Origin of the sequence: Methylobacterium sp. J-072 (genome assembly GCF_022829425.1) — a bacterium.
GTDB lineage: Bacteria > Pseudomonadota > Alphaproteobacteria > Rhizobiales > Beijerinckiaceae > Methylobacterium.
Window position 1 is genome coordinate 1 of sequence record NZ_JAKSYK010000073.1, and the last position, 5,699, is coordinate 5,699.

The window sequence follows — 5,699 nt, forward strand, 5'->3', positions numbered from 1 at the left end:
GCCTGGGCGACGCGCTGTCGGCGCCTGGTCAAAGATTACGAGCGTTATGCCAGCACGCTGGCAGGTCTTCACATGGTCGCATTCGTCTGTCTCATGCTCAAACAGGCTGGACGACTCATAACAGGTTCATAACACGCTCTAAGCGCGGGGCGCAGAAGGAGTGCGCCCGGCTGATCACCGCGATCGGGGGAGGGGACTACGTCGAGCCAGGCAAGGAGACCGTAGCTGCCTTCCTCGACCGCTGGCTTGAGCACGTCCGGACATTGGTTTCGCCGCGCAGCCACGAGCGCTATGCCGAGCTGGCCCGGAAGAACATCGTGCCGCTGCTCGGCAACGCCGTGCTGACGAGCCTCCGACCAGAGCAGATCTCGGCGGCCTACGCCAAGGCGCTCGTCAGTGGTCGCCGTGACGGCACCGGCGGTCTGGCGCCGCGCTCCGTCCACCACATGCACCGAATCCTCCGGCAAGCGCTCGGCCAAGCCGTGAAATGGCGGATCCTGAACCGGAACCCGGCCGACGCTGTCGACCCGCCGAAGGTCGAGCGGACCAAGATGCGGGCGCTCGACGCGAACGAGACTGCGACGCTGATGTCGCATTTTCGGCCGACGCGTATGTTCGTGCCGGTGGTGCTGGGCGTTCTCTGCGGCCTCCGCCGCGGCGAGGTCACAGCGTTGCGCTGGCGGGCTGTCGACTTTGCCACCGGGCACCTGGCGATCGTCGAGAGCACCGAGCAAACCAAGGCCGGCACTAGGACCAAGGACACGAAGAGCGGTCGCTCCCGCCGCGTGGCGCTGCCTTCGCTGGCGATCGAGGAGCTGCGGCGGCACCGGGTACGTCAGGCCGAGGAGTTGCTGAAGCTCGGCGTGCGGCTCACTGACGACGATTACGTGTTCGCTCAAGCCGATGGTCGGCCGGTCCAGCCCAACAGCCTGACCCACGAGTTCACGCGCATCCTGGCGTTGTCCAAGACGCTGCCCCGGGTTCGATTCCACGACCTCCGGCACAGCCACGCGACGCAGATGCTTGCAAGCGGTGTGCATCCGAAGATCGCCCAAGAGCGGCTCGGCCACTCCAGCATCGCGATCACGCTGGACCTGTATTCGCACGTCCTGCCGGGGATGCAGGAGGACGCAGCCGCGAAGGTTGACGCTGCCCTCCGTGCGGCCATAGACAGGGTTGCCGGATGATTGGGTAGCAAAGCGGAAGCAAATACGGCTTTCCAGACTCACCAATCGAGGCAGATTATCCAAGCGACACAACGGCTTGGAAGGGTGGCCGAGTGGTTTAAGGCAGCGGTCTTGAAAACCGCCGTGGGGGCAACTCCACCGTGGGTTCGAATCCCACCCCTTCCGCCAGCGCGGGTTGAACGCGAGACCATCGCGTCCACGTGCGGCCGCTCCCGCCGGTGGATCCGATACAGCGAGCCGAACGCCGACGCGGCTGGAGGGGAACAGCAGACCCATCCGCTGCCGAACCGGCCTCTCCGGCGTAACAGCTGGCTCATGGTTGCGTAGCGCGTGCCGGTAGCCATGATGCAGTAACTTCGAGCGGCGAGCGTCGCGATCGACCCCGCGAAGCTGTCGTGCTCGAACCCTCTCTGCTTCCTCGGCTCCGTATTCCCTGGATGCGTCGGCCGCCAATCTGCGAACCACTATTCTGGCCGACCGGATGGGCGGGACCGAACATCTAGCGAGCCCGGCGCAGCAATCCATCTCCGCACGCCCCGGGGCCGAGCTCCGGCACCAGGACGAGCCGTCGATACATCCGATAACGCAAATCCGGGCTGGGTTTACGCGTCCTTAACCCTGCATTCGCAATCTCCGCGCGACGGGAGGGTGTGGAATGCTCGATCAATATGGCGGGCGGGCAACCGGTGCGCCCCGGGACGCTGCCTCCATGCGCAGCCTAGCCAAGGCTCGAGACCACCGCGCCTCCGGGCGATTCGACCGGGCCGAATCCAGCCTCCAGCGCGTTCTCGGCGCCGAGCCTGACCATCCCGAAGCCCATTACGAGCTTGGCCAGATCGCGGCGCGAACCGCCCCGGAGAAGGCCGTCACCCATTTCGTCACGGCGCTGCGGGGTGCGCCCGAGCGCCCGGGCTATTGGCTGGCGCTCGCCACCGCCCTGCTCGCCGTCGACCGGCAGCCCGACGCTCGCGCGATCCTTGAGCGCTACAAGGCGCAGAGCTTCGGCCCCGAGGCGCAAGCGCTGAACGCGACCTTCATCGCGAGCACCTTCGCGGCCGCGCAGCTCCGCTACGACCGGGGCGAGCACCGCCCGGCGGAGGCGCTGCTCGATCTCGTGCTCCTCCTCGACGACACCCACGCCCATGCGACCTACCTCGCCGGCGCCATCGCGGCCCGCACCAACCGGCCCGAACTCGCCTATGACCTGATCAGCATCGCGCTCTACCGCGAGCCCAAGAACCCGCTGTTCTTCAGCGGCCTCAGCTCGGTCCTCACCAACCGCGGCGACCACGACGGCGCCATCTCCGCCCTGGAGAAGGCCCTCGAACTCGATCCCGACCTCGCGATGGCGCATGCCAACCTCGCAGGCGTCTACCAGCGCCGGTTCCGGTACGGCGAGGCCCTGCGGCACGCCGAGCGCGCGATCGTCCTGGAGCCCGGCAATGCCGGCGCCCACAGCAACCGCGGCAGCGCCCTGCTGGCCCTCGGCCGCCTGGGCGAAGCCGTGGAGGCCTTCGACCGCGCCCTGAGCCTCGATCCGTCCAAGCTGTTCGTCGCCTCCAACCGCCTGTTCGCCAAGCTCTACGCCGCAGACATCCCGCACGCGGAATACGCCGCCGACGCGCTGGCCTATGGCCGCCGCTACGCGGACCCGCTGCTTCGCCGCCGCCCCTTCGCCAACGATCGCGACCCGGATCGCCGCCTGCGCGTCGGCTTCGTCTCGGGCGATTTCTGCAACCACGCCCTCGTCCGCTTCTTCGAGCCGTATCTGCGCGCCATCGACCGGGACGGCATCACGGCGCTCGCCTACATGACGCATGCGAGCGAGGACGCGGTCTCGGAGCGGCTCAAGCCGCTGTTCGACGGCTGGCTCAACCTCGCCGGCCTCGACGACGACGAGGCGGCCGACCGGATCGAGGCCGACGCCATCGACATCCTGGTCGACCTGTCCGGGCACAGTGCCGGCAATCGCCTGCTGGTCTTCGCCCGCAAGCCCGCCCCCGTGCAGGTGACCTGGATCGGGCATCCCGGCACCACCGGCCTGACGGCGATGGATTATCGCCTCACCGACCCGATCACCGATCCGCCCGGCCTCGCCGAGCCCCTGCATGCCGAGCGGCTCTGGCGCCTGCCGCGGGTGACCGCCACCTATGCCGGCGTCGACGATCTGCCGCCGGTGCGCGCGCGGGCACCCTTCGAGGATGCGGGCCACATCACCTTCGGCTGCTTCAACCGCCTGACCAAGGTCTGCGACGACGCGCTGAAGACCTGGGCCGCGATCCTGTCGGCGGTCCCGGATGCGCGGCTGTTCATGGTGGTGGGCGACATCGGCACGCCGGAGGTCCGTGAAGCCGTCGAGACGCGTCTCACCGCGGCGGGCCTGCCCCTCGATCGGGTGATCTTCCAGCCACGGGTCAACAGCGGCTACCACGAACTCTACCACCGGGTGGATATCGCCCTGGATCCGTACCCGTATAACGGGGGCACGACGAGCTACGACACCCTGTCGATGGGCGTGCCGTTCGTGACCCTGCGCGGCGGCCACGCGGCGGCGCGCACGGGCGTCTCGGTGCTCACCGCGATGGGCCTGCCGGAGCTGATCGCCGACAGCCAGGCGGATTACGTGGCGATCGCCCGGGATCTGGCCTGCGACCGTGCGCTCTTGCGGACGGTCCGGCAGGGGCTGCGCGAGCGCCTGCACGCCAGCCCGCTGATGGACCACACCGCCCTGGCCGCCGATGTCGACGCGGCGTTCCGAGGGATGTGGCGGGCCTGGCTGTCCGAGGCGCAGGCCTGAGACGCGGCCCCGACGGAAGCACAAGCTGGCGGATCCCGTTTGGGATCGGCGGAGCATCCGCGCTCGTGCGAAGGGATCGCGACGTCGCTGGAGCCGCGCCCGATCGCGCCAGGCGCAGGGGTGCTCGATCCTTAGTCTGACACGCTGAACGGCTCTCACCGTCCGGCGCCGCCTGCTCCGGGCCCCGTGCTGGTCGCTGGATCGTGCGCACGCTGTTCAGCGGATCCCGGGGGCGTCAAAACCCGTGACGCGGCAGTGGGCTACCCGCAACGATCCTGTTCGTCCCGCGATTGAGGGCCGCCCGTGATCGGCCTTTGGGCAGCAGGGTCCAGGCCCGGATGGCGAAGCTCGGGCCGGCCGCAGGCGCTATCAAATGGATCGACTTGGCATTTGACGGCTGAATATCAGTCGACCGCTAAGTCGTCTTGCTAAGCAATCCGGACTTGATCGCGTTGACGTCGGAAATAAAACGATCGCTACCTTGATATAGAGCTGGAGCAAGACGTCGAACGATTGCTGTTCGTCTCCGGAAAAGACTCATTAACGATGTCTCGCAGATACATTTTTTGGAGGATCGAATTAAGGTCTCAGCAAGTCGCCGGGCGATACACCGCGGGAGCCGCCAATAAGACGGCTTCGCGATCAAAAGGATCGACCCGATGTCTTCCAGCGTCACCCTTACCGCCGCCACCCGCCAGAACCTGCTCTCGCTGCAGGACACGGCCTCGCTGACCGCGACCACTCAGAACCGGCTCTCCACCGGCCTGAAGGTCTCCTCGGCCCTCGACAACCCGGTGAGCTTCTTCACCTCGCAGTCCCTTAGCCAGCGCTCGGGCGATCTCGGCAACCTGCTCGACGGTATCTCGAACGGGATCCAGTCGATCCAGGCCGCCAACCAGGGCATCACCTCGATCCAGAAGCTGGTCGATCAGGCCAAGTCGGTCGCCAACCAGGCGCTGTCCACTCAGATCACCACCACCGGCACCGCCTCGACCGCCTACTCGGCCCCGGCCGCCAACACCACGCTCAACCTCTACGTCAACGGCTCGGCGACCACCGTCGCGCTGGCCTCGACCGACACCCTCGACCAGGCCCTGACCAAGCTCAACACCGCGGTGGGCGCCGGCAGCTTCTCCAAGAGCACCGACGGCACCAAGATCGTGATGAACGCGTCCTCGGACGTGGAATTCAAGAGCTCGGCCGACCAGACCGCGCTGGGCTTCTCGGGCGGCACTGCCTCCTCCGGCCCGACCTACGGCACGACCGCCGCGGCCGGCCAGAGCTCGGACCTGAGCGTGTCGGGCGTCTCGGCCCGGGCGACGCTCGCCTCGCAGTACAACAGCCTGCTGACCCAGATCGATCAGCTCGCCGGCGATTCGAGCTTCAACGGCACGAACCTGATCAACGGCAAGGGCGACAACAACAACCTGACGATCAACTTCAACCCGAAGGGCAACTCGAACCTCACGGTCAGCGCGACCGACGAGACCTCGAGCGGCCTGGGCCTGACCTCGATCACCACGACCTCGGCCAAGACCTCGACGATCGGGCAGGGCAGCTTCCTGCTCAACGGCGACATCAACACCACCCTGGGCAAGTTGACGACCGCCTCCAGCCAGCTGCGCACCGATGCTTCGACCTTCGGTTCGAACCTGTCTGTGGTGCAGAACCGCCAGGACTTCAGCAAGAACCTGATCAACGTGCTCGACACGGGC

General features: G+C 67.2%; 3 protein-coding genes, 1 tRNA gene and 1 pseudogene. All 5 read left to right on the forward strand.

Going from position 1 to position 5,699, the window contains the following annotated elements; genetic code table 11:
- Positions 1-132, forward strand: a pseudogene (locus MKK67_RS07025) (IS5/IS1182 family transposase); the annotation flags it as partial.
- Between the two features lie 131 nt (positions 133-263).
- Positions 264-1,187, forward strand: a complete 924-nt coding sequence (xerC, locus tag MKK67_RS07030) for a tyrosine recombinase XerC (RefSeq protein WP_243963046.1) — start codon at positions 264-266, stop codon at positions 1,185-1,187.
- Positions 1,188-1,265: 78 nt separating this feature from the next.
- Positions 1,266-1,355, forward strand: a tRNA-Ser gene (locus MKK67_RS07035).
- A gap of 541 nt (positions 1,356-1,896) precedes the next feature.
- The gene (locus tag MKK67_RS07040) at positions 1,897-3,984 is read left to right on the forward strand and encodes a tetratricopeptide repeat protein (RefSeq protein ID WP_243963047.1); all 2,088 of its coding nucleotides are present in this window, start codon (positions 1,897-1,899) and stop codon (positions 3,982-3,984) included.
- A gap of 659 nt (positions 3,985-4,643) precedes the next feature.
- The coding region (locus MKK67_RS07045; protein WP_243963049.1) for a flagellar protein at positions 4,644-5,699 on the forward strand (1,056 nt) is incomplete at its 3' end.

Bases quoted from the DNA above. Each gene is read 5' to 3' on its own strand.
- MKK67_RS07040 (WP_243963047.1), top strand. From the start codon at position 1,897: ATGCGCAGCCTAGCCAAGGCTCGAGACCACCGCGCCTCCGGGCGATTC.